At 69.0% G+C, this 2037-nt stretch carries 2 protein-coding genes and 1 pseudogene; all 3 read right to left on the bottom strand.

Features of this window, described 5'->3' with window-relative positions:
• Positions 1-989 (bottom strand): FAD-dependent monooxygenase (locus GXZ33_RS00585; RefSeq protein WP_291338928.1); only part of this gene is annotated, 989 nt, incomplete at its 3' end.
• 123 nt (positions 990-1112) lie between these two features.
• Positions 1113-1469 (bottom strand): AraC family transcriptional regulator, encoded by a 357-nt coding sequence (locus tag GXZ33_RS12630; protein WP_363236674.1) that lies wholly within the window; start codon positions 1467-1469, stop codon positions 1113-1115.
• A pseudogene (locus GXZ33_RS00590) lies at positions 1373-2037 on the bottom strand (hypothetical protein); the annotation flags it as partial. The gene GXZ33_RS12630 and the pseudogene GXZ33_RS00590, both read right to left, overlap by 97 nt.

The raw sequence follows: 2037 nt of genomic DNA on the forward strand, positions 1-2037 counted from the left end.
GGGTGGCGGTGGGCGGCGTCGCCGGCGATGAAGACGCGGCCGTTCTGCATGTGGGTGGCCCACTGCTCGTTGTTGCCCCACAGGGAGTAGCCGGTGATCTCCAGCTCGAGGTCCGGGATGCCGACCATCATGCGGACGATGCGCTTGGCCTCCTCCTCGTCGAGCTGCGGCGGCTCCTTGGTGATGTCGTAGCCCCAGACGGCGAGCCACTCGTTCCACGGGCGCACGCAGCGGACCAGGCCGGCGCCGAGGCCGCCGATGTTGGAGCCGGGCGGGAAGACCCAGTAGAGGATGGACGGGCGGTGGGCGACCCACTGCGACAGGTCGGCCTTGAACTGGAGGTTCATTGAACCGCCGATGTCCATGGCGCCCTCGAAGGGGATGTCGATGTCCTCGGCGATCTGGGAGCGGGCTCCGTCGGCACCGATGAGGTACCTGGCACGGATGGTGTACTCATGCCCGGTGAGGCGGTTGCGCACCTGCACGGAGACGCCCGACTCGTCCTGCGTGTGTGAGAGGTACTCGGTGGAGAACTGGGTCTGCGTGCCGCGCTTGGTGGCGTTCTCCAGGAGTATCGGCTCGAGCAGGGTCTGCGGGATGTCGCAGGGCATGGCGGGGGAGGCCAGCTCGTAGTCGGCACGACGGTCCGGGCGCCAGCCCCACGTGGGTCGGCGGCCGATCTCCTCGCCGGCGACGGACTCGGCGTAGACGGTGTCGCCCATCTGCTCGTGGGGGACGGCCTTCTCGAGTACCTGCGCCTCGAGTCCGACGTCGCGGATGATCTCCATGGTGCGCTGGTTGGTGATGTGGGCGCGCGGGGTGTTCGCGGTCCAGCGGTACTTGGTGATCATGATGTTGTCGATCCCGTGGGTCGACAGGAAGAGTGCGGCGGAGCTGCCGGCGGGGCCGGAGCCGACGATGAGCACGTCAGTGGTGACGACGTCCTCGGGGATCTCGGTGTCGGCGATACCGTCGTGGAAGGCGGGCATGGTGTTCATCTCCTTGGTGGGGTGGACCTGATGGAGCTGAATGTATGCCGCGTCACTCCCCGGCGGAGGCTGTGACGGAGGTCACGTCCGGGCGGGGCCAAAACGTGTCCGGTGTGGGCCAAATCACAGCTTCCGCCACTGCAGCGGCGTCATCCCGACCCGCTCCCGGAACACCCGCCCGAAGTGGCTCTGCGACGCGAAACCGCAGCGCGCCGCCACCTCCGCGATCGACAGCCCCTGCCGCTCGGGGTCCCGCAGCACCTCCCGCGCCAGATCCACGCGCTGCCCCTGGACGTACCTGCCTATCGACGTCCCGTCCCCCGCGAAATGCCTGCTCAGCTGCCGTTCGCTCAGGTCCACCGCCGCCGCCACCCGCCCGGAGGTCAGCTCCTGGCTGGTGAGGTGCCGGTCGATGTACTGCTTCGCGGAGACGAGGAAGCCGGCCTCGTCGTCACGCCGCCCGAGGACCAGGCGCAGCAACGCGAGGACGTCCCCCTCGGTGCGCGCCGGGTCCAGCGTCGGCTCCGGGCCGCTGACCTGCATGAGCGTGCTGCGCAGCAGGCGCGCCAGGGCCTGCTCGTGGGTGCCGCCCCGGCGCTGAAGTCGAGGACCGTCGGCAACGTCGGGCCGTGGGCGCCGACGATCTCCCGGTAGCGCTCCCGTGGGATGGTGAGCACCACCTCGCGCAACCCCCGGGAGAAGCCGCGGGTGAAGGGGAGGTCGGCGTCGTAAAGTACCGCCTGACCGGGCTGCAGCGTGAGGTGCCCGCTGCGGTGGAAGAAGAAGGCCTCGCCCTCCAGGGCGAAGAAGATCGCGATCACCCCCGTCGGGTGCTCCCGGATGAACGCCTCCGAGCGTTCGACGATCTGCGACGTCCCCGTCACATCCGCCATGCGTATCGACGGCAGCTGCAGATTCATCTGCCGCGAACGCATCGGCTGCTCGTCGAGCGTGCGGATGTCCAACGGGATGAGCGCGCGGGCGTTGTGGCCCTCCCACAGTTGCACGCGCGCCTCCGGACTGATGTTCTCCGTGGTGAAACGCAGCA

It is taken from the genome of Corynebacterium sp. (genome assembly GCF_012838985.1).
In the GTDB taxonomy this organism is placed as follows: domain Bacteria; phylum Actinomycetota; class Actinomycetes; order Mycobacteriales; family Mycobacteriaceae; genus Corynebacterium.